The 336-nt window shown below is 69.0% G+C and carries 1 protein-coding gene; it reads left to right on the forward strand.

Features of this window, described 5'->3' with window-relative positions; genetic code table 11:
- A partial coding sequence (traA, locus tag G3480_RS27535; protein ID WP_276611769.1) for a TraA family conjugative transfer protein occupies positions 1-204 on the forward strand: 204 nt, incomplete at its 5' end.
- Between the last annotated feature and the right edge of the window lie 132 nt (positions 205-336).

Raw genomic sequence — 336 nt, forward strand, 5'->3', positions numbered from 1 at the left:
GAGGTCTACACCCTGCTGACGGGCTGGATGACCGGCCTGCTCGGCAAGGTCATTGCGGTCGCCTTCATCCTGGTCGGTCTGGTCGCCGGCGTCATGCGCCAGTCGATCATGGGCTTCGTGGTCGGTGTCTCGGCGGGGGTCGGGATGCTGGTCGCGCCGAACATCATCAACACCTTCTTCAGCGCGACCCTGCCGCTCGCCTGAGGACGGCTGGCCATCGGCTCACCTCGCGCGCGCCTTCAACGCGCCACCGGCCAACCCCGGCCGAGACCGGGCCGGCAACGGCCCACCCCACGGATCAGAGAGGACCGCCATGTCCCTGTGCTGCCCCTTGCC

Origin of the sequence: Thiorhodococcus mannitoliphagus (genome assembly GCF_010915725.1) — a bacterium.
Taxonomy (GTDB): domain Bacteria; phylum Pseudomonadota; class Gammaproteobacteria; order Chromatiales; family Chromatiaceae; genus Thiorhodococcus; species Thiorhodococcus mannitoliphagus.